Annotated in this window: 21 protein-coding genes and 1 tRNA gene; 14 read left to right on the top strand and 8 right to left on the bottom strand. The window is 64.1% G+C overall.

Features of this window, described 5'->3' with window-relative positions:
- The first annotated feature begins 5 nt into the window (after nucleotides 1-5).
- The gene (locus C7G41_RS22525; RefSeq protein WP_106944574.1) at nucleotides 6-1,208 is read left to right on the top strand and encodes an FAD-dependent monooxygenase; all 1,203 of its coding nucleotides are present in this window, start codon (nucleotides 6-8) and stop codon (nucleotides 1,206-1,208) included.
- 15 nt (nucleotides 1,209-1,223) lie between these two features.
- On the opposite strand, the gene C7G41_RS22520 is transcribed toward C7G41_RS22525, so the two are convergent.
- Nucleotides 1,224-1,658, bottom strand: a complete 435-nt coding sequence (locus C7G41_RS22520; protein ID WP_106944573.1) for a twin-arginine translocation pathway signal — start codon at nucleotides 1,656-1,658, stop codon at nucleotides 1,224-1,226.
- 172 nt (nucleotides 1,659-1,830) lie between these two features.
- On the opposite strand from C7G41_RS22520, the gene C7G41_RS22515 reads away from it, so the two are divergent.
- Both C7G41_RS22515 and C7G41_RS22510 read left to right on the top strand, forming a co-directional pair.
- Nucleotides 1,831-1,919, top strand: a tRNA-Leu gene (locus C7G41_RS22515).
- 157 nt (nucleotides 1,920-2,076) lie between these two features.
- A complete protein-coding gene (locus tag C7G41_RS22510; RefSeq protein ID WP_106944572.1) occupies nucleotides 2,077-3,327 on the top strand; it encodes a multidrug effflux MFS transporter in 1,251 nt (416 codons plus the stop codon).
- A gap of 417 nt (nucleotides 3,328-3,744) precedes the next feature.
- Here the strand turns inward: C7G41_RS22510 and C7G41_RS22505 are convergent, their stop codons facing one another.
- Nucleotides 3,745-5,352: an ABC transporter substrate-binding protein gene (locus C7G41_RS22505; RefSeq protein WP_106944571.1), complete on the bottom strand. Its 1,608-nt coding sequence runs from the start codon at nucleotides 5,350-5,352 to the stop codon at nucleotides 3,745-3,747.
- Between the two features lie 78 nt (nucleotides 5,353-5,430).
- Nucleotides 5,431-7,038 carry an ABC transporter substrate-binding protein gene (locus tag C7G41_RS22500; protein WP_106944570.1) on the bottom strand — a complete coding sequence of 536 codons (1,608 nt, stop codon included), beginning with the start codon at nucleotides 7,036-7,038 and terminating at the stop codon, nucleotides 5,431-5,433.
- Nucleotides 7,039-7,306: 268 nt separating this feature from the next.
- Here C7G41_RS22500 and C7G41_RS22495 point away from each other — a divergent pair, with 268 nt between their 5' ends.
- The 8 genes from C7G41_RS22495 to C7G41_RS22460 all read left to right on the top strand — a co-directional run bounded on the left by C7G41_RS22495 (nucleotide 7,307) and on the right by C7G41_RS22460 (nucleotide 17,559).
- The gene (locus C7G41_RS22495; RefSeq protein WP_106944569.1) at nucleotides 7,307-8,437 is read left to right on the top strand and encodes a M20/M25/M40 family metallo-hydrolase; all 1,131 of its coding nucleotides are present in this window, start codon (nucleotides 7,307-7,309) and stop codon (nucleotides 8,435-8,437) included.
- A 166-nt stretch (nucleotides 8,438-8,603) separates the two neighbouring features.
- On the top strand, nucleotides 8,604-9,545 hold the full coding sequence (locus tag C7G41_RS22490) for an ABC transporter permease (RefSeq protein ID WP_007602533.1): 942 nt from the start codon (nucleotides 8,604-8,606) through the stop codon (nucleotides 9,543-9,545).
- Between the two features lie 19 nt (nucleotides 9,546-9,564).
- Nucleotides 9,565-10,452 carry an ABC transporter permease gene (locus tag C7G41_RS22485; protein ID WP_007611875.1) on the top strand — a complete coding sequence of 296 codons (888 nt, stop codon included), beginning with the start codon at nucleotides 9,565-9,567 and terminating at the stop codon, nucleotides 10,450-10,452.
- A gap of 14 nt (nucleotides 10,453-10,466) precedes the next feature.
- The gene (locus C7G41_RS22480; protein ID WP_106944674.1) at nucleotides 10,467-12,116 is read left to right on the top strand and encodes an ABC transporter ATP-binding protein; all 1,650 of its coding nucleotides are present in this window, start codon (nucleotides 10,467-10,469) and stop codon (nucleotides 12,114-12,116) included.
- Between the two features lie 298 nt (nucleotides 12,117-12,414).
- Entirely contained in the window at nucleotides 12,415-13,920 is a 1,506-nt protein-coding gene (locus C7G41_RS22475; RefSeq protein WP_106944568.1) for a M81 family metallopeptidase, read from the top strand.
- Nucleotides 13,921-13,933: 13 nt separating this feature from the next.
- Nucleotides 13,934-15,106 (top strand): M20 aminoacylase family protein, encoded by a 1,173-nt coding sequence (locus C7G41_RS22470; RefSeq protein WP_106944567.1) that lies wholly within the window; start codon nucleotides 13,934-13,936, stop codon nucleotides 15,104-15,106.
- Nucleotides 15,099-16,520, top strand: coding sequence for an amidase (locus C7G41_RS22465; protein WP_106944566.1), 1,422 nt, complete (start codon nucleotides 15,099-15,101; stop codon nucleotides 16,518-16,520). The genes C7G41_RS22470 and C7G41_RS22465 overlap by 8 nt, the downstream gene beginning before the upstream one ends.
- Nucleotides 16,521-16,668: 148 nt before the next feature.
- On the top strand, nucleotides 16,669-17,559 hold the full coding sequence (locus tag C7G41_RS22460) for a crotonase/enoyl-CoA hydratase family protein (protein WP_106944565.1): 891 nt from the start codon (nucleotides 16,669-16,671) through the stop codon (nucleotides 17,557-17,559).
- A 97-nt stretch (nucleotides 17,560-17,656) separates the two neighbouring features.
- On the opposite strand, the gene C7G41_RS22455 is transcribed toward C7G41_RS22460, so the two are convergent.
- Together C7G41_RS22455 and C7G41_RS22450 are read right to left on the bottom strand one after the other, a co-directional pair.
- Entirely contained in the window at nucleotides 17,657-18,634 is a 978-nt protein-coding gene (locus C7G41_RS22455; protein WP_106944564.1) for an NADPH:quinone oxidoreductase family protein, read from the bottom strand.
- Nucleotides 18,634-19,242 carry a 2-hydroxychromene-2-carboxylate isomerase gene (locus tag C7G41_RS22450; RefSeq protein ID WP_106944563.1) on the bottom strand — a complete coding sequence of 203 codons (609 nt, stop codon included), beginning with the start codon at nucleotides 19,240-19,242 and terminating at the stop codon, nucleotides 18,634-18,636. Before C7G41_RS22450 ends, C7G41_RS22455 begins: the two co-directional genes overlap by 1 nt.
- A 110-nt stretch (nucleotides 19,243-19,352) precedes the next feature.
- Here C7G41_RS22450 and C7G41_RS22445 point away from each other — a divergent pair, with 110 nt between their 5' ends.
- A complete protein-coding gene (locus tag C7G41_RS22445; RefSeq protein WP_106944562.1) occupies nucleotides 19,353-20,375 on the top strand; it encodes a methionine synthase in 1,023 nt (340 codons plus the stop codon).
- Between the two features lie 80 nt (nucleotides 20,376-20,455).
- Here C7G41_RS22445 and C7G41_RS22440 read toward each other — a convergent pair whose 3' ends face one another.
- The 3 genes from C7G41_RS22440 to C7G41_RS22430 all read right to left on the bottom strand — a co-directional run bounded on the left by C7G41_RS22440 (nucleotide 20,456) and on the right by C7G41_RS22430 (nucleotide 22,515).
- Nucleotides 20,456-21,073 carry a hypothetical protein gene (locus tag C7G41_RS22440; protein ID WP_106944561.1) on the bottom strand — a complete coding sequence of 206 codons (618 nt, stop codon included), beginning with the start codon at nucleotides 21,071-21,073 and terminating at the stop codon, nucleotides 20,456-20,458.
- Nucleotides 21,074-21,216: 143 nt separating this feature from the next.
- The gene (gpt, locus tag C7G41_RS22435) at nucleotides 21,217-21,744 is read right to left on the bottom strand and encodes a xanthine phosphoribosyltransferase (RefSeq protein ID WP_106944560.1); all 528 of its coding nucleotides are present in this window, start codon (nucleotides 21,742-21,744) and stop codon (nucleotides 21,217-21,219) included.
- Nucleotides 21,745-21,777: 33 nt separating this feature from the next.
- Nucleotides 21,778-22,515 carry a molybdopterin-binding protein gene (locus C7G41_RS22430; protein ID WP_106944559.1) on the bottom strand — a complete coding sequence of 246 codons (738 nt, stop codon included), beginning with the start codon at nucleotides 22,513-22,515 and terminating at the stop codon, nucleotides 21,778-21,780.
- A gap of 277 nt (nucleotides 22,516-22,792) precedes the next feature.
- Here C7G41_RS22430 and C7G41_RS22425 point away from each other — a divergent pair, with 277 nt between their 5' ends.
- Nucleotides 22,793-24,211, top strand: coding sequence for a circularly permuted type 2 ATP-grasp protein (locus tag C7G41_RS22425; protein ID WP_106944558.1), 1,419 nt, complete (start codon nucleotides 22,793-22,795; stop codon nucleotides 24,209-24,211).
- 4 nt (nucleotides 24,212-24,215) lie between these two features.
- The gene (locus C7G41_RS22420) at nucleotides 24,216-25,160 is read left to right on the top strand and encodes an alpha-E domain-containing protein (protein ID WP_106944557.1); all 945 of its coding nucleotides are present in this window, start codon (nucleotides 24,216-24,218) and stop codon (nucleotides 25,158-25,160) included.
- Nucleotides 25,161-25,259 lie beyond the last annotated feature (99 nt).

Genomic DNA, 25,259 nt, shown 5'->3' with positions numbered 1-25,259 from the left:
CAGGGGTGGCGCTCTCCCGAACGATTGTCATCGCGGGTGCCGGCATCGGTGGACTGACGGCTGCGCTTGCGCTCACGGCCCGCGGCTTCCGCATCGTCGTGCTGGAAAAGGCCGAGCGGCTCGAGGAAGTCGGCGCCGGTCTGCAACTCTCCCCCAATGCCAGCCGCGTGCTGGTCGAGCTCGGCCTCACCGAGCGCCTCAAGCTGCGCGCCGTGATCCCGGAGGCGGTCTCGATCATGAGCGCGCGGGCCGGCGGCGAGCTATTGCGCATGCCGCTCGGAGAAGCCGCCGCCGCGCGCGCCGGCGCTCCCTATTGGGTGGTGCACCGTGCTGACCTGCAATCCGCCCTCGCCGGCGCAGTCTCCGACCACCCCGATATCGACCTGAAACTCGGCGCGACCTTCGAAGACGTCGCGCCTCACGCCAAGGGGCTGACGGTCGTCCATCGCAGCGGCACGATCCGGCGCAGTGATCTCGCCAGCGCGCTGATCGGCGCCGACGGCATCTGGTCGACGGTGCGCCAGCATCTGTTTCCCGAGGTGCAGCCGCGCTTCTCCGGGCTGATCGCATGGCGCGGCACGCTCGATGCCACGCAACTGCCTAAGGACTACACCGCGCGCCGGGTCCAGCTCTGGATGGGCCCGAACGCCCACCTCGTCGCCTACCCGATCGCGGGCGGACGCCAGATCAACGTGGTCGCGGTGCTGCCGGGCACCTGGAACAGACCGGGCTGGAGCACGCCCGGCGATCCCCTCGAGGTGATGGATGCCTTCGCCGCGCCCCGCTGGCCGCCAGCGGCGCGCATGATGCTCGCCACGGTCGATAGCTGGCGGAAATGGGCGCTGTTCGGCGTGCCTGACGACTGCCCCTGGAGCAAAGGCCCGGTCGCGCTGCTCGGCGACGCCGTACATGCGATGCTGCCGTTTGCAGCCCAGGGCGCCGGCATGGCGATCGAGGATGCCGCGGTGCTCGCGCAGCATTTGAGCCTTGAGGTCGCCGAGAGCTCCGCGGGCATCACGGCTGCGCTGAGACAATACGGCCGGACGCGCCAGGCGCGCGTGCGGCGGGTGAAACGGACCGCGCGGCAACAGGGCCGCATGTATCATCTCAGTGGGCCGCTCGCATACGCACGTGATCTTGCGGTCCGCGCCCTCGGCCCGGAACGCATGCTGGCGCGGCAGGACTGGATCTACGGCTGGCGACCGTGACGCGAGGCGCTGGTTTCAGCGCACTGCTCTTGTCGATTTCGGGGCAGGCTTGATCGGGCCAGGATTGGTTGCGGGCGCCGGCGCAGCGGCCGGCATCGCCTCGGGCGGCGTTTCCCGGCACCTGTTGCGGCGCCAAGCGTCCTCGGCCATCTGCGCCTGCCCGCGTACCGCGACGTAGTCGTTGCGATAGGCAAGCTCCGACACGACGGCGCCGCCCGCGCCGGTCTGTGCCTTGTCCATCAACCTCTGCAAATCAGCGGTGCGGTTGGCGAGCCCCTTGCGCTCGCCTTCGAGTTGCTTGCAATCGTACAATTCGTACCTGGCGGGGTCGGCAAAGGCCGGAGCGACCGTCTCGCTCATGCCAGCGCAGCCGGACAACGCGAAGCCGGCCGCGAGCAGCGTGACGGCCATGCAGCAGGTGCGCCAGCGATATCGGATCAAAGCAGCCATGCCGGATGAATAGTCCCCGTGGATTGAGAATGCCTAAAGCAACAACAGATGTCCGGATTGAGGCTTTGCCTTGTGCGGCCGGCTCGCCTAAGGAAGAACCGCCCCTCCGGCCTGCAAACGCCAATTCCAGACGGCCGGCAAGGGCCTTAAGTGATTGATCTCGTTGGATCAAGCGGGCATGGCGGAATTGGTAGACGCAAGGGACTTAAAATCCCTCGGCGCGCAAGCGCTGTGCCGGTTCGACCCCGGCTGCCCGCACCACGAGAGTTGCGCCGATGATCCCACCAATCGCCGCGGCCCGGAGCGCTGATACCTCATCAATCTTGTCCGCTCATGCTCCGCCTGCCAGCCATCCCGAAACGTCGCTTGTGCAACGCAGCATTGAAGATAGATAAGGGCCTCACATCAGAGGTGCTTCTTGTCCGACGTCAATGCCGACGATTGGGTGTCCTCGGGACACCGGCCCATGGGTTTCCCCGAATTTGTCATCGTGATCGCGTCGATCATGGCGCTGAATCCGCTTGCGATGGACATGATGCTCCCGGCGCTGCCCAATATCGGGTCGGCCTTCAATATCCCCGTCGCCAACCATCTCCAGCTGGTGCTGTCGACCTTCCTGATCGGCTTCGGCGCGGGCCAGTTCGTCATGGGTCCGCTGTCGGACCGCTTCGGCCGCCGCCCGGTGCTGCTCGGCGGGATGGCGGTCTATGCGGTGGCGAGCGTGCTCGCGATCGCCGCGCCTTCGTTCGAGTCGCTGCTGCTGGCGCGAGCACTGCAGGGCTTCGGCACCTCGGCGACGCGCGTGATCGCGACCTCGATCGTGCGTGACTGTTACGTCGGCCGCCGCATGGCGAGCGTGATGTCGCTTGCGATGATGATATTCATCGCCGTTCCCGTGATCGCCCCCTCGTTCGGACAGGCGGTGCTGCTGGTGACGGCGTGGCGCGGCATCTTCGTCGTGTTGATGCTCTATGGTCTGCTCGCACTCGCATGGTCCGTGCTGCGGCTTCCTGAGACCTTGCCTGAGAGCGAACGCAGATCGCTTGCGCCGTCCGACGTGCTCGCGGCCTACTGGCAGACCGTGACCCATCGCCAAACTCTCGGCTACGCGCTCGCCGCCGGCAGCGTCATGGGTGCGCTGTTCGCCTACGTATTTTCGGCCCAGCAAGTTTTTGTCGGCATCTATCACCTCGGCCATTATTTTCCGCTCGCTTTCGCGGCGATCGCGGCCGGCACCGCCATTGCCGGCTTTCTCAATGCGAGATTCGTCGGGACCCTCGGCATGCGCGTGATCTCGCACGGCGCGCTGACGCTCTACACCGCGGTGGCGGGCGTGATGCTGCTGACCGAAAGCCTCGGCGCGTTGCCGCTTCCCCTGTTCATGGTGCTCTCGGCGCTCATGATGTTCTCGTTCGGCACGATGGTCGCCAACTTCACCGCACTCGCCATGGAGCCACAGGGCCACATCGCCGGCACGGCCTCCTCGCTCTACGGCTCGATCACCACGCTAATCGGCATCGCCGTCGGCATGGCGATCGGACAAAGCTTCGACGGCACGCTGCTGCCGTTCTCGGTCGGCTTCTTCGTGTCGTCACTCGCTGCGCTCGCGATCGTGCTGGTGGTGGAGAGGGGACGGCTGTTCAAGCCGCATCATCGCACCATCGGGTGAGGAACTTCGCGTCGCTCTCGATGTTGTACTGCAACAATTCGAAAGGTCGCCATAATGCAACCGGAACTTCGCAAAGACCATCAGACCTCAGTTTCGACGGAGCCGAAACGTTCTGAGCCGAAACCTGAGCAGGCCACGTTCACCGTGCCTTTCGCAAGCGAAGGCCTCGAGCGGGTGCGGGACAGCCACTGCTGAGCGCGAGCGATACTCCGCAACAAGCCGCTGGCGTTGACGTGACGCTCTCCGGGCGCTGCGCACCGGCGCCAGAGAACGAGGACATCCCGCGGACGCTCATCGCCGCCACAAATTCTTCTCTTCACTTCCACGGCTTGCTCAAACTGACAAACGACAAAGGCGCCGCCGGTAACAGCGGCGCCGCGTGATGGGTGGAAAAGGGTGCGAGAGGCGGCTCTTCCCCTACTCCGACTTGTCCATGTTCCAGAACACCGGCGTCGCCGGGCCGTCGATCACACCGCTGATCGACTTCCGCCACGCGCTCGGCGCCTGATACTGGCCGAGCGGCATGTAGAGCACCTGATCATAGGCCTCCTTCTGGATCTCGGTCGCGATCTTCTTCTGATCCTCCGCCGAGGCCGCGCGAACGAAGGCGTCCTTGAGCTGCTCGACCTTGGCGTCCTCCGCCCAGCCGAACCAGCCCCCCTTCTTGCCCTGCCCGCCGACAGCGACGTTGGAGATCGGGTTGACCACGTCGGCGCTGACCCAGTTCGTGATGAACATGTTCCAGCCGCCCTCTTTCGGGGGCTTTTGGCTGGCACGCCGACTCACCACCGTCTGCCAGTCGGTAGCCTGGAGGTCGACCTTGAAGCCGGCTTCGCGCAGTTGCTGGGCTATCACGATCGGTTGAGCCTTTAGCGTCAGCACGTCGCCAGGCGCCATGAGCACGACGGGTGTCCCGTCGTAACCGGACTCGGCGAGCGCCTTCCTGGCCGCAGCCATGTCGCCGCCCTTCGCGAGGGTCTCACCGCCGACCTCTGTCGCGAACGGCGTATCGCAGATGAAGATCGCGGCGCAAGCCTTGTAGTACTTGGGATTGCCGATCAGCGCATCGAGCACATCCTTCTGGTTGACCGCCAGAAGTGCTGCGCGACGGACCTTGACGTTGTCGAATGGCGGATGGAGGAAGTTCATCCGTGCGCCCGTCTGGAATCCGAACTTGTTCAGGGTCTCGAGCTTGAGCTGCTTGTCGGCTTCGATGCTGGGCAACATTTCGAAGGCAGGATTTTCCATGAAATCGATGTCACCAGACTGAAGCGCGTTCAACGCCGTCTGGGCGTCCGGCATCGTGATCCATTCGACGCGGTCGACCTTTACCACCTTGCCGCCGGCGGTCCAGTTCGCCGGCTCCTTGCGCGGCACGTAGTCGGCGTTCTTGATGTAGACTGACTTCACCCCTGGCTGGAATTCACCCTGCACGAACTTGAAAGGGCCGGACCCGATCTGCTCGGGGATCTGCTTGTCCACCGGCGTCTCGGCGAGACGCTTCGGCATCATGAAAGCGACCCGGGAGGACGGCTTGCCGATCGATTCCAGCAAGAGCGCGTACGGCTCTTTCAGCTTCAGCGTGATGGTCTTGGGGTCGGTCGCCTCGATGCTCGCGGTGAACAGCATCATCTGCTGTCCCATGCCATCGACGGCGGCCCAGCGTTGCAGGGAAGCAACGCAATCTTCCGCGGTGACCGACGCACCGTCATGCCACTTCAGGCCGTCGCGCAGCGTGAAGGTGTAGGTCAGCTTGTCGTCGGAGATCTTCCAGTCCGCCATCTGCGGTTGGATCTTGAAGTTCGAATCGGTCGTGATCAGCGTGTCGTAGACCATGTAGCCATGATCACGCGAGATGTAGGCGCTGGTGAAGATCGGATCGAGGATGCGCAGATCCGAATGCATTACGGCGGTAATGGTCTTACCTGCGGCAAGAACCGACGAGGCCAGTGCCGGAAGCGCCACGACTGACAGCGCAAGGATGGAGGCGAACGACCGACGTCCCCGGCGCATGAGTTGGACCATTGAAGCTCTCCTCGTGAACGGCGCCGCTGGTGACAGCGGCGCCGCATGATGATCCGGACGAAAGGAAGAGCCTTCGCCCTACTCCGACTTGTCGACGTTCCAGAACAGCGGGGTCGCGGGACCGTCGAGCACGCCGGTTAGCGATTTGCGCCAGCCGCTCGGCAGGAGGTACTGCCCCAGCGGGATGTAAATCACCTGCTCATAGGCTTCCTTCTGGATGTCAGCGGCGATCTTCTTCTGATCGTCGAGCGAGGCGGCACGAACGAAGTCGTCCTTGAGCTTTTCGATCTTGGCGTTCTCGGCCCAGCCGAACCAGCCCTTCTTGCCCTGGCCGCCGATCGAGAGATTGGCGATCGGGTTGGAGACGTCGGCCGCGACCCAGTTGGTGAAGAACATGTTCCAGCCGCCCTCCTTCGGAGGCTTCTGGCTGGCGCGGCGGCTCACCACCGTCTGCCAATCGGTCGCCTGCAGGTCGACTTTGAAGCCGGCCTCGCGCAGCAACTGAGCCGCAACGATCGGCTGCGCCTTCAGCGTCGTGACATCGCCGGGGGCCATGATCACGATCGGGGTGCCGTCATAGCCGGATTCGGCGAGCGCCTTCTTGGCTTCGGCCATGCCGTTGCCCTTCACCAGGGTCTCGGCACCGGCCTCTGTCGCGAACGGCGTATCGCACACGAAGAAGGCGCCACAGATCTTCTGATATTTGGCGTTGCCGACGAGCGCGTCGAGAACGTCCTTCTGGTTTATCGCCAGAAAGGCAGCACGGCGCACTTTGACATTATCGAATGGCGGATAAAGGAAGTTCATCCGGCCGAGCGTCTGGAAACCGAACTTGTTCGAGACCTCGATCGTGATCTCCTTGTTCGCTTCCAGCAACGGGAGCATGTCGTAAGGCAGATTTTCCACGAAGTCGATGTCGCCCGACTGCAAGGCGTTCACCGCGGTCTGCGAGTCCGGCATGGTGATCCACTCGACTCGGTCGACCTTCACCACCTTGCCGCCGGAGGTCCAGCTCGACGGCTCCTTGCGCGGCACGTAATCGGTGTTCTTGACGTAGACCGCCTTCACGCCCGGCTGGAATTCCGACTGCACGAACTTGAATGGACCCGAGCCGATCTGCTCGGGGATCTGCTTGTCCGGCGGCGTCTCGGCGAGGCGCTTCGGCATCATGAAGGCAACGCGGGAGGACGGCTTGCCGATGGAGTCGAGCACGAGGCCGTAGGGCTCCTTCAGCTTAAGCGTGATGGTCTTGGCATCGGTCGCTTCGATGCTCGCGGTGAAGTCGAGTAGCTTCTGGCCCATGCCGTCGACCGCGGCCCAGCGCTTGAGCGAGGCCACGCAGTCCTCCGCCGTCACCGGCGCACCGTCATGCCACTTCAGGCCGTCGCGCAGCGTGAACGTATAGGTGAGCTTGTCGTCGGAGATCTTCCAGTCCGCCATCTGCGGCTGGATCTTGAAGTTCGAATCGGGCGCCAAGAGCGTGTCGTAGATCATGTAGCCATGATCGCGCGTGATGTAGGCCGTGGTGAAGATCGGATCGATGATGCGCAGATCCGAGTGCATCACCGCCGTGATGGTCTTGCCGGCCGCAAGCACCGGCGAGGCCAGTGCGGTCGAAAGCGCGACGACCGACAGCGCAAGTTTGGAGGCGAACGCGCGAGGCCCCCGGCGCATCAACTTAAACATAAAAGTTCTCCTGACGTGAAACTGTTCAAAGGCAGGTTATTGATTGAGCATCCGGTTCGTTCTTTAGGCGAACTAACCTCATGCAATGCCTTTATCTTTTCGAGACTTGCAGACAGTGTCGAGCGCGTCAATCCGGTTTCGCTGCAAGCCCAAGCGGCGCGCGCACGGGCTCCCCAAGGATCGGTTTGGCTCTACAACGCTCTCCGCCTGTCCTGCCCCACGCCAATGCAATGCGCGTTCCATGTTCCGAAGTCCGAGAGACATTGAGATGAATCCAGCCAATCTTCCTTTCGATTCCGAAGCGATGCTCCAGGGCCTGCGCGGCTGGGTGGAATGCGAAAGCCCGACCTGGGATGCGAGCGCCGTGAACCGCATGCTCGATATCGCAGCGCGGGAGATGGCGATCATGGGTGCGACGATCGAGCGCATCGCCGGTCGCCAGGGTTTTGGCGGCGTGATCCGCGCACGCTTTCCGCATCCGAAGCAAGGCGAGCCGGGCATCCTGATTGCCGGACATATGGATACCGTCCACCCCACGGGCACCATCGAGAAGCTGAAATGGCGTCGCGAGGGCAGCAAGTGCTACGGACCCGGCATCTACGACATGAAGGGCGGCAATTATCTTTCGCTGGAAGCGATCCGCCAACTGGCCCGCGCTTCGTTCACGACGCCGCTGCCGATCACCGTGCTGTTCACGGCCGACGAGGAAGTCGGCACACCCTCCACGCGCGATATCATCGAGGCGCAAGCCGCGCGCAACAAATATGTGCTGGTGCCCGAGCCCGGCCGCGCCGACAACGGCGTCACCACCGGACGTTACGCCATCGCGCGGTTCAATCTCGAGGCGACCGGGCGACCGAGCCACGCCGGCGCGACCTTGTCGGCGGGCCGCTCGGCCATCCGCGAGATGGCGCGGCAAATCCTCGCCATCGACGCGATGACGGGCGAAGACTGCACGTTTTCGGTCGGCGTCGTGCACGGGGGGCAATGGGTCAATTGCGTTGCCACGACCGCCACCGGCGAAGCGCTCTCGATGGCCAAGCGCCAAGCCGACCTCGATCGCGGCGTCCAGAGGATGCTGGCGCTCTCCGGTACAACCAATGACGTCACCTTCAAGGTGACCCGTGGCGTGACACGTCCGGTATGGGAGCCTGATGCCGGCACCATGGCGCTTTATGAAAAGGCGCGCGGGATCGCCAAGTCGCTCGGCGCTGAACTGCCGCATGCGAGCTCCGGCGGCGGCTCCGACGGCAATTTCACGGGCGCAATGGGCATCCCGACTCTCGACGGCCTGGGCGTGCGTGGCGGCAACGGCCACACGCTCGAAGAGTATATCGAGGTCGAAAGTCTGGTCGAACGCGGCCGGCTGATGGCGGGGCTGCTCGCGACTCTCGAGTAAAGGGCGGGCCACGACACCAAAACCGGGCCAAGTCACCAAAGCAAGGTGACCGCACTGCAAAAACTGCGGCTCGGATGGCATGGGAATTGCTGAAATGTTAGGCTGGTGGCAGAACCCAGGCTCCAGCCGCTGTCTCTGATTTGACTCTAATCTGACGGGATCCAACTTGCTCGGATATCTCCTTCGCCGAATTCTCGCCGCCGTGCCCGTGATGGGCGTAGTGGCGCTATTCGTCTTCCTCCTGCTCCGCCTCACCCCGGGCGATCCCGCCGCGATTCTTGCCGGCGACAACGCCACGCCGGAGCGGCTCGAGCGGATCCGCACCTCGCTCGGTCTCAACGAGCCGCTGATCGTGCAGTTCATCACCTGGCTGAACAAGCTGCTGCATGGCGACCTCGGAACGTCACTCATCTCCAACCTTCCGGTGATGAAGATGATCGGCCAGCGGGTCGAGCCGTCGATCTCGATTGCGCTGTCGACCATCATCCTGGCCGTCATCGTCGCCGTTCCCCTGGGCGTCATCGCGGCCTGGAAGCACGGCACCTGGATCGACCGCTTCGTGATGGGCCTGTCGGTGCTCGGCTTCTCGGTCCCGGTTTTCGTGGTCGGCTACATCCTGATCGAGGTCTTCGCGATCGACCTGCGCTGGGTGCCGGTGCAGGGCTTCCGCAGCATCTCGAACGGGTTTGGGCCATTCTTCGAGCGTATCATCTTGCCCACCTGCGCGCTGTCCTTCATCTACATCGCGTTGATCGCGCGCATGACGCGCGCGGCGATGCTCGACGTGCTCGGCGAGGACTACGTCCGCACCGCGCGCGCAAAAGGCATCAACGAAGTCGCCGTGATGATGCGCCATGCGCTGCGCAACGCCGCCGTGCCCGTGATCACGGTGATCGGTACCGGCTTTGCGCTTTTGATCTCCGGGGTCGTCGTCACCGAGAGCGTGTTCAACATCCCCGGCATCGGCCGCCTCACGGTGGATGCGGTGCTGGCGCGCGACTATCCGGTGATCCAGGCTATGATTTTGCTGACGTCGTTGATCTATGTCGTCGTCAATCTCCTGATCGACGTCGCCTACACGCTGCTCGATCCCCGGATCCGGTACTGAGGCAAGGATAACAACAAAAATGTCGGTCGATACCCTTCCTCAGTCGTCCATCCCGATCACGTCGCCGCTACGGCCGCGCTTCGGATTCCTGACCTCGACGCCGATCATCGCGGCAGCGACCATCTGCCTGGCGTTGGTTGTGCTGATCTCGATCCTGGCGCCGTTGATCGCGCCGTATGATCCGATCCAGCTTGCGCCCTCGCAGCGACTGAAGCCCTCTTCGGCGCAATTCCTGCTCGGCACCGACGCCTATGGCCGGGACCTGTTGTCGCGCGTCATGTATGGCGGACGCATTTCGCTTCTGATCGGCATCGGCTCGGCGATCATGTCGATCGTCATCGGGTTGGCGATCGGCCTCGTCTCCGGCTTCTTCAAGCTGGTCGATTCCGTCATGATGCGGATCATGGACGGCCTGATGGCAATGCCGAGCATCCTGCTGGCGATCGCCGTGGTGTCGCTGTCCGGCGCCAGCCTCTGGACCGTGCTGATCGCGATCACCATTCCCGAAGTTCCGCGCGTGGCACGCCTGGTGCGCTCGGTCGTGCTATCGGCGCGCGAGGAGCCCTATGTTGAAGCTGCGATCTCAGTCGGCACATCCCTGCCAAAGATCATGTGGCGGCATTTGATGCCGAACACGATCGCACCGCTCATCGTGCAGGGCAGTTACGTCTGCGCATCCGCGATCCTCACCGAGGCTATCCTCTCCTTCCTCGGCGCCGGCATCTCGCCGGAAACGCCGACCTGGGGCAACATCATGGCCGAGGGCCGTCAGTACTTCCAGCTCAAGCCGACGCTGATCTTCTGGCCGGGCCTGCTGCTCTCGATCGCCATCCTAAGCATCAATTTGATCGGCGACGCCGCCCGCGACGCACTCGATCCGCGCATGAAGCAGCGGGAAGGCAAATGATGACCGATCAAGTGATGACCAGCCCCATCCTCGACATCAACAACCTCGTCGTCTCCGTCGGCAAGAAGCCGAATGCTGCAAACATCATCGACGGCATCTCGATCCAGGTGCACGAGCGCGAGACGCTGTGCCTCGTCGGCGAAAGCGGCTCGGGCAAGTCGGTGACCTCGCTGACCACCATGGGTCTGCTGCCGAAGGGCACGCTGATTCCTACCGGCGGCAGCGTCAAGCTGGTCGGCGAAGAGATTCTCACCGCGACCGACCGCCGCCTGCGGCAGCTCCGCGCGACGCGGATGGCGATGATCTTCCAGGAGCCGATGACGGCGCTCAATCCGGTGATGCCGGTTGGCCGCCAGATCGACGAGGTTCTGCGCGCGCACACCAAACTCGATGCGAAGGCGCGCAAGAAGCGCATCCTCGACATGATGGAGCAGGTGCGCCTGCCCCAGGTTGAGCGTATCTTCGCCTCCTACCCTCACCGACTCTCCGGCGGTCAGCGCCAGCGCATCATGATCGCGATGGCGCTCGTGCTCGAACCGAAGTTGCTCATCGCGGACGAGCCGACCACCGCGCTCGACGTCACCACGCAGAAGCAGATTTTGACCCTGATCCGCGATCTCCAGCGCGATCACGGAACCGCCGTGTTGTTCATCACCCATGACATGGGCGTGGTCGCCGAGATCGCCGACCGCGTCGCGGTGATGCGGCAGGGCCGACTGGTCGAGACCGGAACGCTCGACTCCATCCTGCGCAATCCGACCATGGAGTACACCCGCAACCTGCTCTCCGCAGTGCCGAGCCTGGTGCCGCGCGCAGCACGGCCCGAGACCAAGGAACCGGTGGTGCTGGAGGCCAACGAACTCGGCAAGGTCTACCGCGAGCGCTCGTTCTTCGGTAAGGGCCGCGAAGTCGTCGCCGCCGACAAGGTTACGCTGACGCTGCGCAAGGGCCGCACGCTCGGCATCGTCGGCGAGAGCGGCTCGGGCAAATCGACCGTGGCGCGCTGCATCGTCCGTCTGATCGATCCGACCTCCGGCGGCGTGCGCCTCTCCGGCCGCGAGATCTCGGACATCTCGCGGCGGCTTTTGCAGCCGCATCGGAAGAAGATCCAGATCGTGTTCCAGGACCCCTACCGCTCGCTCAACCCGCGCGTCACCGTCGGCGAAAGCATCGCGGAAGGCCCGATCAATTACGGCGTCTTGCATGCCGACGCAATGAAGCGTGCCCGCGAATTGCTCGAGCTGGTCGGCCTGCCCGCCGATGCGGTCACGCGCTATCCGCACCAGTTCTCCGGCGGCCAGCGTCAGCGCATTGCGATCGCCCGCGCGCTCGCGCTCGATCCCGACGTGCTGGTCGCGGACGAGGCGGTCTCCGCCCTCGACGTCTCCGTGCAGGCGCAGGTGCTGGACCTGTTCGACGAGATCCAGAAGCGGCTCGGCATCGCCATCCTGTTCATCACTCACGATCTGCGCGTCGCAGCACAGATCTGCGACGAGGTCGTGGTGATGCAGCACGGCCGCGTCGTCGAGCAGGGCCCGGCCGCCGAAGTGCTGACGCATCCGAAGGAGGCGTACACCAAAGCCTTGCTCGAGGCAGCGCCAGGCCGCGGCTGGGATTTTGCGAACTTCCGGCCGGTGGCCGAGGGCGTGGCGGCCCCTCTGTAGCAACACTCTTCGGTGTCGTCCCGGCGAAGGCCGGGACCCATACCGCGCGATCTATCGATCGCGTGTGGCGCCAATCCCAAACATCCCGTCTTCGCCAAACTGCTCCCTGGGGTTATGGGTCCCGGCCTTCGCCGGGACGACACCGAGAGCTTGGTGCCATCTTTGGCTCCAACGAACACCGCATCCGCAGTATTCCCAAAACAACTTGACCCTATGCATGGCGCGATTGCTTCCCGGCTTGCTCTCGCCGCAAGCACAGGGCTAACGTCGCGCACTTTCAATTGCTGGACTTGAGTTGATGACACGTATCGCCGTCGGCGGCTTCCTGCACGAGACCAACACCTTCGCTCCGACGAAGGCGACTTTCGCGGACTTCCAGCACGGCGGCGGCTGGCCGGCGATGACTCAAGGTCCCGACGTGCTGAGGGTGATGCGCCGAATCAATGTCGGCCTCGCCGGTTTCGTCGACAGCGCCGAAGCCCTCGGCTGGGAACTCGTTCCGACGATTGCCTGCGGCGCGAGCCCCTCGGCGCATGTCACCAGGGACGCCTTCGAGCGTATCGTCCAGGCGATGATCGACGGCATCGCAGCCGCCGGCCCGATCGACGCCGTCTATCTCGATCTGCACGGAGCGATGGTCACGGAACATTTCGACGATGGCGAAGGCGAGATCCTGGCGCGCGTGCGCCGTGTCATCGGCAGGGACATTCCACTGGTCACCAGCCTCGATCTCCACGCCAACGTCACCCCCGACATGATGGAGCATGCGGATGCGCTGATCGCCTACCGCACCTATCCCCATGTCGACATGGCCGAGACCGGCCGCGCCTCCGCGCGACACCTCGCATTGCTTCTGAAGACAAAGCGGCGTTTCGCAAAGGCCTTCCGGCAATTGCCGTTCTTGATCCCGATCAGCTGGCAGTGCACCAACGACCAGCCGACCAAGGGCATCTACGAAAAGCTTGCGGCACTGGAGAGCGATGCGGTTCCGACGCTGTCCTTCGCGCCCGGCTTCCCCGCCGCCGATTTCCGCGATTGCGGGCCGAGCGTGTTCGCCTATGGCAAGACGCAAGCCGATGCCGACCACGCGGCGGATGCGATCGTGAAGCTGATCGAAAGCCACGAGGACGATTTCGACGGCAAGATCTGGTCACCCGATGACGGCGTGCGCCACGCGATGGAACTCTCGAAGGGCGCGAGCAAGCCGATCATCATCGCCGACACCCAGGACAATCCCGGCGCCGGCGGCGATTCCGACACCACCGGAATGCTACGCGCGCTGGTACGCAACAAGGCCAGCGCCGCGACCGGCGCGATCTACGATCCGGAATCGGCCAAGGCCGCGCATGCAGCCGGCGTCGGTGCCAGCGTGACGCTGTCGCTCGGCGGCAAGTCCGGCATTCCCGGCGACGAGCCCTATCGTGAGACCTTCGTGGTCGAAAAACTCTCCGACGGCCGCTTCATTGCGCCCGGGCCCTATTATGGCGGCCGCGAGATGGAGATGGGCCCGTCGGCCTGCCTTCGCATCGGCGACGTCCGCGTCGTCGTCTCCTCGCACAAGGCGCAGCTCGCCGATCAGGCTATGTACCGCTATGTCGGCATCGAGCCGACCGAAGAGAAGATTTTGGTCAACAAGAGCTCGGTGCACTTCCGCGCCGATTTCGAGCCGATCGCAGAAAAGCTGATGATCTGCGCTGCCCCCGGCGCGATGCCCGCTGACACTGCTACGCTGCCGTGGACGCGCCTGCGGCCGGGCATTCGCATCAAGCCGAACGGCCCGGTTTTCATCCCTTCCTCACGCTAACTGGACAGAACACATGCCCACGATCGACCGCATCGACGGCTATGCCGACGAACTCACAGCTATCAGGCGCGACCTTCACGCCCATCCGGAAATCGGCTTCGAAGAAGTGCGCACCTCCGGCATCGTCGCCGACAAGCTGAAGAGCTGGGGCATCGAGGTGCATCGCGGTCTCGGCGGCACCGGCGTGATCGGCGTCATCAAGGGCAAGGGTACGGGCGGCAAGCGGATCGGCCTGCGTGCCGACATGGACGCGTTGCCGATGGAGGAGAACACCAATCTGAAATGGAGCTCGAAAATCCCCGGTCGCTTCCACGGCTGCGGCCATGACGGCCACACCACCATGCTGCTCGGCACCGCGCGCTACCTCGCCGAAACGAAGAATTTCGACGGTACAGTACACCTGATCTTCCAGCCGGCCGAGGAAGGCCTCGGCGGCGCCCGCGCGATGATCAAGGACGGCTTGTTCGAGAAATTTCCGTGCGACGAGCTCTACGGACTGCACAACGCGCCCGACCTCAACCATGGCGAGATCGCGATCCTGCCCGGCCCTGCGATGGCCAGCGCCGACTTCTTCGATCTGCGCATCACAGGCTACGGCGCGCATGGCGCGATGCCCGAACGCTCCAAGGATGCGGTGATCATCGCGACCACGCTGGCGCAGGCGATCCAGACCATCGTCAGCCGCAACGTCGAGCCGCTGCAGGCCGCAGTCGTCTCAATCACGCAGATCCATGCCGGCTCCGCCTACAACGTCATCCCCGGCGAAGCGCATCTCTGCGGCACCATCCGCACCTTCTCGAAGGAAGTCCGCACCCTGATCAGCGAACGCATTCGCACGATCTGCGCCGGCATTGCGAGCGCCTATCAGTGCGTGATCGACGTCGACATCCGCGACACCTTCGATGTGCTGGTCAACCAGGTCGAGCAGTCCAGGGTGGTCGAGGACGTCGCGCGCACAATCGTCGACCCCGCCAACGTGATTACCCGCGCCCAGCCGAAGATGGGCAGCGAGGATTTTGCCGACATGCTGCAAACCATTCCCGGCGCCTATTTCTGGGTCGGCCACGACGGCTCGGTGCCCGTGCACAATCCCGGCTTCGTGCTCGACGACAAGATCCTGCCGATCGGTGCCAGCATGTTCGCCCGGATCATCGAGACCCGTATGCCGGTAGGTAGCAATGCATAAAAAAAGCGTCGAAGAGGAAGTCACTTCGCTGCACGATCTCTCCGCGGTCGACCTGATCGCGGGCTATCGCGCCAAGCAGTTCTCGCCGAGCGAGGTGCTGGAAGACGTGCTCGCGCATGTCGCAGCGTGGGAGCCGCACCTCAAGGCGCTTTATGCATTTGATCCCGACGGCGCGCGCGAGGCCGCGAAGGCCTCGACCGCGCGCTGGTCCGGGGGCGAGCCGTCCGGCGCGCTCGACGGCGTGCCGGCGACCGTGAAGGACAACATCGCGACCAAAGGCGTGCCGGTGCCGCTGGGTGCGGCCAGCGTCAAGCTCGTGCCGGCCGAGAAGGACGCACCACCCGCCGCGCGCCTGCGCGAGGCCGGTGCAATCATCTTCGCCAAGACCACCATGCCCGATTACGGCATGTTGTCCTCGGGGCTCTCCAGCTTCCATGCGCTCGCGCGCAATCCCTGGGACCTCTCCAAGAATCCCGGCGGCTCCAGCGCCGGCGCGGGCGCCGCTGCGGCAGCTGGCTATGGTCCGCTGCATCTCGGCACCGATATCGGCGGCTCGGTCCGCCTGCCCGCGGGCTGGTGCGGCCTCGTCGGATTGAAGCCGAGCTTTGGCCGCGTGCCGATCGATCCCACCTATGTCGGCCGCGTCGCCGGTCCCATGACCCGCACCGTCGACGATTGCGCGCTGATGATGAGCGTGATCGCAAAACCCGACCGGCGCGACGGCATGAGCCTTCCCGCCGAGCCCCTCAACTGGAAGGGGATGGAGAAATCCCCGCGCAAACTCCGCATCGGATTGATGCTCGATCCCGGCGTTGGCCTGGCGCTGGACAAGCCGGTGCGCGAGGTCGCGGTGAAGGCGGCGAAAGCGTTCGAATCTGCAGGGGCCGTCGTCACGGAAGTCGACGGCATCCTCACGCGCGAGATGCTCGATGGTCTCGACAATTTCTGGCGCGCGCGGATGTGGGATGATCTGTCCAAGCTGACGTCGGCCGAGCAGGCAAAGGTGCTGCCCTACATCTTCAAATGGGGCGAGTCCGGCGCAAAGCTGTCTGGCGTCGACGTCATCCGCGGCTTCAACCAGACCATGGCCATCCGGGCGGCGGCATCAAAGCTGTTCTGCGAGCTCGACTATGTAATCTCGCCGACCGCGCCGAACGTGAACTATCCGGCGGAGTGGGCCTCGCCGACCAACGATCCCATGAAGCCGTTCGAGCACATCGCCTATACCGTGCCGTGGAATATGTCGGAGAATCCGGCGATCTCCATCAACGGCGGCTTCGACGCCAAGGGTTTTCCCATCGGCGTGCAGATCGTCGGCCGCCGCTTTGACGATATCGGCGTGCTTGGCATGGCCAAGGCTTTTGAGAGCCTGCGCGGGCCGCAGAAGCCCTGGCCGAGCCCGCCGGCGCGCTAACGCACGCCGTGATGGCCAGGCTTGTGTTCAGCCCGGCCATCCACGTTCTCTTACTGATCGCCACATGCCCAGTCCGCGCAAGACGGACGCCGGCGACCATGCATGACGTCTCTTCGAGACAGAATTCAGGACAGGGAAGGAAACCACCATGGCGTATGAGACGATCAAATACGAGGTCGCCGAGCAGATCCTCACCATCACGCTGAACCGCCCCGACAAGCTCAACGCCTTCAACGCGCAGATGCAAGGAGAGTTGATCGACGCGTTCGACGCCGCCGACCAGGACGACAACGTCCGCGCCATCATCGTCACAGGCGCCGGCCGCGGTTTTTGCGCGGGCGCAGACCTTTCGTCCGGTGCGGACACGTTCGATCGCGACGCCCGGCGCGGGCCGGTGAAGCGCTTCGCCGACGGCAAGGTCGACTACAGTGATTCCCAGGTGCGCGACGGCGGCGGCCAGGTGACGCTGCGCATCTTCAAATGCCTGAAGCCGGTGGTTGCCGCGGTCAACGGTCCCGCCGTCGGCATCGGCGTCACCATGCAGCTCGCGATGGACATCCGCATCGCCTCCGACGCCGCCCGCTTCGGCTTCGTGTTCTCCCAGCGCGGCATCGTGCCGGAGGCCGCATCGAGCTGGTTCCTGCCGCGCATCGTCGGCATCTCGCAGGCGCTGGAATGGTGCTATTCAGGCCGCGTCTTCCCGGCGCAGGAAGCCCTCGCGGGACGTCTCGTCAGCAAGGTCGTAGCCCCTGATGATCTGCTGCCGACCGCACGTGCGCTCGCCAAGGAATTCGTCGCCAAGACCGCACCGGTGTCGGTGGCACTGATCCGCCAGATGATGTGGCGCATGATGGGCGCCGACGATCCGATGGAGGCCCACAAGGTCGACAGCCGCGGCATCTACGCCCGCGGCCGCTCGGACGATGTGAAGGAAGGCGTGGTGTCGTTCCTGGAAAAGCGCCCTGCGCAGTTCAAGAACAAGGTATCGAGCGATATGCCGGACTATTTCCCGTGGTGGACGGAGCGGGAGTATAAGTGACGCGAAGCGTCATCCCGGGGCGATGCGGAGCGTCGAACCCGGGATCTCGAGATTCCGGGCTCGCCCTGCGGGCGCCCCGGAATGACGACGGTAGAAGCTAATTCATCACCAACGCCACACGCCCGATCGACTTGCGGTCGATCAGCAACCGCATCGCCTTCGCAAACTCCTCCAGCGGCAAGCGATGCGAGACGTTGGGGCGCAACTTGCCCTCCTCGGCCCATTGGACCAGCGCCTTCAGGCGCGCTTCGCCAAGCGCGGGATTTTTCCGCACGGCTTCGCCGGCACGCACACCGAGCACACTGGCGCCCTTGATCAGCAGCAGATTGGTCTTGGCCGAGCCGATGCCGCCGGTGAAGCCGATCACCAGCAGCCGCGCCCCCCAGGCGATGCAACGCATCGAATTCTCGAACACTTCGCCGCCGACGGGATCGAACACGACGTCGGCACCGCGGCCGTCGGTGATCCGTTTGACGGCATCACGAAACGGCTCGCGATCGTAGCGCACGAGATGATCGGCGCCGCGCGCCTTGGCAATCGCCAGCTTTTCGTCGCTGGACGCCGTCGCGATCACGGTCGCGCCCAGCATCTTGCCCATTTCCACGGCGGCAAGGCCCACGCCGCCGCCGGCGCCATGCACCAGCAGCACCTCGCCCGGCTCGACCCGGCCGCGATCGATCAGCGCGTGATAGGCGGTGCCGTGCCCGGCGAGATAGGTCGCGGCTTCCGCATAGTCGAACGTCGATGGCATCGGCGTGAGTTGCGACGGCATCACCACTGCTTCATCGGTGAAGGCGCCGTGCCGCATCTTGACGATGACCTTGTCGCCGACGGCTACGCCGCTCGCCTCTGCGCCGACCTCGGTCACGTCGCCGGCCGCCTCCATGCCCGGCGTGAACGGCAGCTCCGGCTTGAGCTGGTATTCGCCGGCCGCCATCAGCACGTCGGGAAAATTCAAGCCGGCGGCACGGATCTCGACGCGGACCTCGCCCGGCTTCAGGTCGCGCGACGGAAACTCCTCGAGCTGCAACGTTTCGGGCGCGCCGAGCGTGCGGCAAACAACAGCCCGCACCATCAGGCCGCGCTCGCCTTGCCGCGCAGCAGCGCCTCGCGGATCAACGGCAGGCGGTCATTGCCGAAATACATGTCGGTCTTGCCGACGAAGATCGTCGGCGAGCCAAAGCCGCCGCGGGCGACGACCTCTTCGGTGTTGGTCTTGAGCTGATCCTTGATCCCCTGCCCGGAAATGCCCACGAAGAATTTCTGCTCGTCGACGCCGACCTTCCTGCAGATCTCGGCGAGCACAGCGTCCTGCGAGATGTCCCTGTCCTCGCCCCAATAGGTCTCGAACACCGCCGTGGCGAAAGGCACCAATTCCTGGCCGAGCCAGATGCAGCCGCGCATCGCTTTCACGCTGTTCACCGGAAATACCGTCGGCGGCATCTTGATCGCGAGACCGGCCGACCGCGACCAGTCGGCAAGGTCCTTTTTCATGTAGCGCGCCTTCAGCGGCACCGGTGTCTCACGCTGCGCATAGACACTTGGGTTGACCGTATTGAAGATGCCGCCCACCAGGATCGGCCGCCAGATGATCTCGGCGCCAACCTCCTTGGCCAGCGGCTGGATGTTGTGGAAGGCGAGATAGGTCCAGGGGCTGGAACAGTCGAAGAAGAATTCGATCATGGCGTTTCCGGTCCGGCGCCGCCGGTTTCAGGGCGACTTTTGTTGTTCTGTACCTCGACGTTAAGACATGGCAGGAAGGGGCGCAATCATAACCCGCCGAGAGGGCCGCCATGCTGTTTCCAACCACGATCGCCGGCTCCTTGCCGAAGCCGGAATGGCTCGCCGAACCCAACATGCTCTGGGCGCCCTGGAAGTCGCAAGGCGACGAGCTCGTCCGCGCCAAGCGCGATGCGACGATGCTTGCCGTCAAAGTCCAGGAGGACGCCGGCATCGACATCGTCACCGAGGGCGAGCAGGCCCGGCAGCATTTCGTCCACGGTTTCCTGGAGAAGATCGAGGGCATCGATTTCGCCCACAAGGTCGAGATGGGAATCCGCAAGGATCGCTACAAGGCGATGGTGCCGCAGGTCGTCGCCCCGCTCCGGCTGAAGAGCCGCGTCCACGCCGACGAGGCGCGCGTCGCCCGCGCGCACACGAGGAAGAAGCTGAAATTCACCCTGCCCGGACCGATGACCATCATCGACACCATTGCCGATCGCTACTATGGCGACCGCGTCAAGATGGCCTTTGCGTTCGCCGAACTCCTGAATGAGGAAGCCAAGGCGCTCCAGGCCGACGGCGTCGATCTCGTGCAGTTCGACGAGCCCGCGTTCAACGTCTACATGGACGAGGTCAACGACTGGGGCATCAAGGCGCTGGAGCGCGCAGCGCAGGGCCTGACCTGCGCCACCGCCGTGCATATCTGCTACGGCTACGGCATCAAGGCCAACACCGACTGGAAGGAAACACTCGGCGCGCAATGGCGGCAGTACGAGCAGATCTTTCCCGCGATCGACGCCAGCCCCATCCAGCAGGTCGCGATCGAGTGCCGTAATTCGAAGGTGCCGCTCGACCTGCTTGCCCTGCTCAAATCCAAGATCGTGCAGGCCGGCGTGATCGACGTCGCCAGCGACACGGTGGAGACGGCCGAGGATGTCGTGCAGGTCATCGACGCGGTGTCGAAATTCGTGCCCAAGAGCAACATCATCGCCACCACCAATTGCGGCATGGCGCCGATGCGGCGCGAGATCGCCGAAGCCAAGCTGATGGCGCTCGGCGCCGGTGCCGCGCTGGCACGCGAGAAGCTGGGTTAAGGCTATGATCCGTCTGGCGTTCGCGAATGGGCGTTGCGCGATGCGCGGACGACCGTGGATCAAGACCGTAAGCCACTGCGCTAGCTGCGCGCGGTCGGATGCAGCACAGGCTGATATCCAGCGATGATCGCGCGCAGAGTGGAAGGCGGCGTCAGCAGCATCGGGTCATCGAGAGCGCTCGTATGCGGGACGTAGCCCGCGGGTAGCCACAGCAGCGCCTTGCCCTGCGCGACCAGGAAGCAGTCGTCGCCCTGTTGCACCATCGCGCCGTCCGGCAATTCCGCGACCGGCATCGGCAGCGCATGCAGCCGTTTCTTGCCACGATCGAGCCGTTCCCGATGCAGTACGGCATCCATCGCCTTGGCGCTGATGCCGCTTGCATCATTCCCCGTCTCCCATGCAACGCGAAAGCGCCTCGCATCGTCGCGGCGGCAGAAGAAGCAGGGACGGTGGCCCGCGGCAAAGGCGGTAGCCTCGTCGAGAAAGAACAGCTCGGTCCAGCTCCGCCGCCCCATCACAGGCCGCCGCCAGCCGCGGAATTCACACAGGCAAACGATCCAGGCCGGCGACGACCAGCGCTTTTTCAGCAGCGTCTTCGTCGCGGGATCATGGATGATGCCGCGGTTGCCGGTGAACAGGCCGCGATGTGGTGTCGCGACGATCTCGCCGGTTGGCGTGACTCGGTTTTGCAGGGGCATGGTTGCCTCCACCCGTCATTGCGAGCGAAGCGAAGCAATCCAGAAATGCATCCGCGGAAGCAGTCTGGATTGCTTCGTCGCGGAGCCTGTCATCGAGCCGCGCTTCGCGCGGACCCGTTGGCTCCTCGCAATGACGGCGAAGATCACGCCGCGCCGTCGCGGAGCGGCGGATGATAGGACAGCGCGGTGTCCCAGGGAAAAAAGATCCACGTGTCCTGCGAGACTTCCGTGATGAAGGTGTCGACCAGCGGGCGCCCCTTCGGCTTGGCGTAGACGGTGGCGAAATGCGCGTCGGGGAGCATCGCGCGCACCAGCTTGCCGGTCTTGCCGGTGTCGACGAGATCGTCGACGATCAGGAGCCCCTTGCCGGTGCCGCCGCCGAGCTTCATGGCGGATTCCGAGATGCCCTTGAGGACCTGGAGCTCACCCTGCTTGTCGTGGTCGTAGCTGGCGATGCAGACCGTGTCGATCACGCGCACGCCGAGCTCGCGCGCGACGATCGCGGCCGGCACTAGGCCGCCGCGGGTGATCGCGATCACCGCATGGAACGGGCCGACCTCGTTGAGCCGCCAGGTCAGCGCCCGGCAATCGCGGTGGAACTGGTCCCACGAAACCGGAAAGGCCTTGCCGGCCCGCTCCTGTGCGCTCAGTTCCGGTGCTTCACCAGCCATTGTCGTCTCCTTCGTCTGCCGGCAGCCAGGTTGCTAACGGGTGATGTTCAATCCCGCCAGCATTTCCTTCACTGCCGCCATTGCGGCTGCGAGCTTGTCCGCGTCGCGCGAGCGCACCACCAGATTGGTGTTGGGCTTCTGCTCTTCATCCATGAAGGGATAGCTGCCGATGATGGTGTCGGGATGTTCGGCGGCAATCGCCCGCAGCGGGCTGCCGATGTCGCCTTCCCGCGCATTGGCGCGGACCGATTCGGAGAGCATGCGCACGCCCGATTTCAGCTTGGGCGAGACGATGTCCATCATCGCCTGCATGATCGAGGGCACGCCCGCCATCACGATGACATTGCCGATCTTGAACCCGGGGGCGAGGATGGTCGCGCTCTGGATCAACTCGGCACCATCAGGGATGCGGGCCATGCGCAGGCGGGCCTCGTTGAGGTCCTGCTCGCTCCAGCGCTCGCGGAAACGGGCGACCACCTCCGGATGATGGTCGATGCCGACGCCGAACGCCTTGGCGACGCTGTCGGCGGTGATGTCGTCATGGGTCGGCCCGATGCCGCCGGTGGTGAAGACATAGGTGTAGCGATGCCGCAGTGCATTCAACGCGGCAATGATGTCGGGCTCGTCGTCGGAGACGACCCGGACCTCCTTCAGGTCGATGCCGATATTGGTCAGGTATTCGGCGATGAAGCCGATGTTCTTGTCCTTGGTCCGGCCGGACAGGATTTCGTCCCCAATAACCAGAATACCCGCCGTGACGATCTCGCTCATACCTCAAGTCCCTCACCTATCGGCCCGACTTTGCCGAGGTAACGCGTTGAAGTCACGCGGTTTTGCTGCCGAAATAAGCAGTCCTCAGCCATTTTTTCAGGCAAGCCGCCGGCCATCCCCGGCAAATGTCCTCTCCCCATGCTTATCGCGCTGGCCCGGCCCTTGCTACCGCATGAAAGTCATGCACTCTTGCCGCATGGCCAGGACGTCGCGGTCTTCACCAAGGCTTGGCGGCCTGTCGAATGGCGCAACGCCTTGCGGAGACAAGTCGGGATCTATGGCAGTCGCGTTTGATGAAATGAACATTCCCGGTGGGGACCTTCGCCCTGCCTATCAGGAGCTGGCGCGCTGGCTCAAGGAGACGCCTCCCGAGGCGCTCGAATATCGCCGCCAGGAGGCCGAGCTCCTCTTCCGCCGCATCGGCATTACCTTCGCTGTTTATGGGGACTCCGAGTCCACGGAGCGCCTGATCCCCTTCGACGTGATCCCGCGGATCATGTCCGGCAGGGAATGGTCGCTGCTGGAGAAGGGACTGAAGCAGCGCGTGCGCGCGCTCAACATGTTCCTGCGCGACATCTATCATGGCCGCGACATCCTCCGCGCCGAGATCGTGCCCGACGACCTCATCTTTCAGAACCCGGTCTTCCGTCCCGAGATGAACGGTCAGCAGGTGCCGCACGACGTCTACGTGCACATCGCCGGCATCGACATCGTCCGGGTCGATGCCGAGGACTTCATCGTGCTGGAGGACAATGCGCGTACGCCCTCGGGCGTGTCCTACATGCTGGAAAACCGCGAGATCATGATGCGGCTGTTTCCGGACCTGTTCGCCCGTCACAGGGTGGCGCCGGTCGAACGCTATCCGGACGAGCTGCTCTCGGCCCTGCGCTCGGTGGCGCCGCAAAGCGCCTCCGGCGAACCGACCGTCGCGTTGCTCACGCCGGGCGTCTACAACTCGGCCTATTACGAGCACTCCTTCCTCGCCGACAAGCTCGGTATCGAGCTGGTTGAGGGCCGCGACCTCATCGTCAAAAACAACGAAGTGTTCATGCGGACGACCGAGGGCGTGAAACGCGTCGACGTGATCTATCGCCGCGTCGACGACGACTACCTCGATCCCCTCACCTTCCGTCCCGACTCCGCCCTCGGCGTGCCCGGGCTGATGTCAGCCTATGCGGCCGGCAACATCACACTCGCCAACGCCGTCGGCACCGGCATCGCCGACGACAAGGCGATCTACTCCTACATGCCGGACATCGTGAAATTCTACCTCGGCGAGGAGCCGATTCTGAAGAACGTGCAGACCTGGCGCTGCCGCGAGCCAAAGGACCTCGCCTATGTGCTGGATAATTTGAGCGAACTCGTGGTGAAGGAGGTGCACGGCTCCGGCGGCTACGGCATGCTGATCGGTCCTGCCGCAACCAAGGCGACGATCGAGGCTTTCCGCGAAAAGCTCAAGCGCGAGCCCGAGGGCTTCATTGCGCAGCCGACGCTGGCGCTCTCGACCTGCCCGACCTGCACGGCATCCGGCCTTGCGCCGCGCCACGTGGACCTGCGGCCGTTCGTGCTCACCGGCAGCAAGAGCACCACGATCGTGCCCGGCGGGTTGACACGCGTTGCCCTGAAGGAAGGCTCCCTGGTGGTGAATTCGAGCCAGGGCGGCGGCACCAAAGATACCTGGATCCTGGACGAGTAGAGAGATGCTGTCGCGTACCGCCGAAAACCTCTATTGGCTCGCCCGCTACGTCGAACGGGCCGAGTATCTCGCGCGCACCATCGATGCGACGCTGCGCGTCACCGCGCTTCCCGCCGCCTATATCGGCCAGACCAACGAATGGGACTCGGCGCTTTTGACTGCCGGCGTCGCCGGCAGCTTCTATCAGCAGTATGAAGAAGCCAACGAGCGCAACGTCGTCGATTATCTCTCGTTCTCGGCGGATAATCCGTCCTCGATCAGGAATTGCATCGAGGCGGCGCGGCTGAATTCGCGCTCGGTGCGCACAGCGCTGACGAGCGAGATGTGGGACACCATCAACTCGGCCTGGATCGAATTGCAGGAAGTCTGGAGCAGAGGGACCTCCACGCGCGAGGACCTGGCGAAATTCCTGCGCTTCGTGCAGGAGACATCGCTGCGTTTCGACGGCTCGGCCTACCGGACTATGTTGCGCAACGACGCCTACTGGTTCTCGCGGATGGGCCTGCATCTTGAACGCGCCGACAACACCGCGCGCATTCTCGACGTGAAATACCATGTGCTGCTGCCCGAGGAGGAGCATGTCGGCGGCCCGCTCGATTTCTACCAGTGGACCTCGATCCTGCGCTCGGTCTCGGCACTGACGGCCTATCACTGGGTCTATCGGGAGACGCTGAAACCCTGGCTGATCGCGGATTTGCTCATCCTCAACGATTCGCTGCCGCGTTCGCTCGCAAGCTGCTACGGCAATCTCGTGCGCAATCTCGATCAGATCGGGGTCGCCTATGGCCGCCAGGGCCCGGCCCAGCGCCATGCCCGCGGCATCCGCAACCGGCTGGAACACAGCAATATGAACGACATTTTCCAGCATGGCGTGCATGAATTCATTCAGGAATTCATCTCGGACAATTCCAGGCTGGGCGAAATCATCACGAAGCAGTATTTGATTTGACCTCCGTCATTCCGGGATGGTCCGAAGGACCAGACCCGGAATCTCGAGATTCCGGGTTCGGTGCTGCGCACCGCCCCGGAATGACGGCATAAGAACTGT

Source organism: Bradyrhizobium sp. MOS002 (assembly GCF_003020115.1).
In the GTDB taxonomy this organism is placed as follows: domain Bacteria; phylum Pseudomonadota; class Alphaproteobacteria; order Rhizobiales; family Xanthobacteraceae; genus Bradyrhizobium.
This window is presented reverse-complemented; position numbering and strand designations above follow the sequence as displayed.

Coding starts and splice junctions, on each gene's coding strand:
- C7G41_RS22465 (WP_106944566.1), top strand. CDS start 15,099: ATGCATAAAAAAAGCGTCGAAGAGGAAGTCACTTCGCTGCACGATCTC.
- C7G41_RS22460 (WP_106944565.1), top strand. CDS start 16,669: ATGGCGTATGAGACGATCAAATACGAGGTCGCCGAGCAGATCCTCACC.
- C7G41_RS22445 (WP_106944562.1), top strand. CDS start 19,353: ATGCTGTTTCCAACCACGATCGCCGGCTCCTTGCCGAAGCCGGAATGG.
- C7G41_RS22475 (WP_106944568.1), top strand. CDS start 12,415: ATGACACGTATCGCCGTCGGCGGCTTCCTGCACGAGACCAACACCTTC.
- C7G41_RS22505 (WP_106944571.1), bottom strand. CDS start 5,352: ATGGTCCAACTCATGCGCCGGGGACGTCGGTCGTTCGCCTCCATCCTT.
- C7G41_RS22495 (WP_106944569.1), top strand. CDS start 7,307: ATGAATCCAGCCAATCTTCCTTTCGATTCCGAAGCGATGCTCCAGGGC.
- C7G41_RS22420 (WP_106944557.1), top strand. CDS start 24,216: ATGCTGTCGCGTACCGCCGAAAACCTCTATTGGCTCGCCCGCTACGTC.
- C7G41_RS22430 (WP_106944559.1), bottom strand. CDS start 22,515: ATGAGCGAGATCGTCACGGCGGGTATTCTGGTTATTGGGGACGAAATC.
- C7G41_RS22450 (WP_106944563.1), bottom strand. CDS start 19,242: ATGATCGAATTCTTCTTCGACTGTTCCAGCCCCTGGACCTATCTCGCC.
- C7G41_RS22520 (WP_106944573.1), bottom strand. CDS start 1,658: ATGGCTGCTTTGATCCGATATCGCTGGCGCACCTGCTGCATGGCCGTC.
- C7G41_RS22470 (WP_106944567.1), top strand. CDS start 13,934: ATGCCCACGATCGACCGCATCGACGGCTATGCCGACGAACTCACAGCT.
- C7G41_RS22455 (WP_106944564.1), bottom strand. CDS start 18,634: ATGGTGCGGGCTGTTGTTTGCCGCACGCTCGGCGCGCCCGAAACGTTG.
- C7G41_RS22500 (WP_106944570.1), bottom strand. CDS start 7,038: ATGTTTAAGTTGATGCGCCGGGGGCCTCGCGCGTTCGCCTCCAAACTT.
- C7G41_RS22485 (WP_007611875.1), top strand. CDS start 9,565: ATGTCGGTCGATACCCTTCCTCAGTCGTCCATCCCGATCACGTCGCCG.
- gpt (WP_106944560.1), bottom strand. CDS start 21,744: ATGGCTGGTGAAGCACCGGAACTGAGCGCACAGGAGCGGGCCGGCAAG.
- C7G41_RS22440 (WP_106944561.1), bottom strand. CDS start 21,073: ATGCCCCTGCAAAACCGAGTCACGCCAACCGGCGAGATCGTCGCGACA.
- C7G41_RS22480 (WP_106944674.1), top strand. CDS start 10,467: ATGACCAGCCCCATCCTCGACATCAACAACCTCGTCGTCTCCGTCGGC.
- C7G41_RS22425 (WP_106944558.1), top strand. CDS start 22,793: ATGGCAGTCGCGTTTGATGAAATGAACATTCCCGGTGGGGACCTTCGC.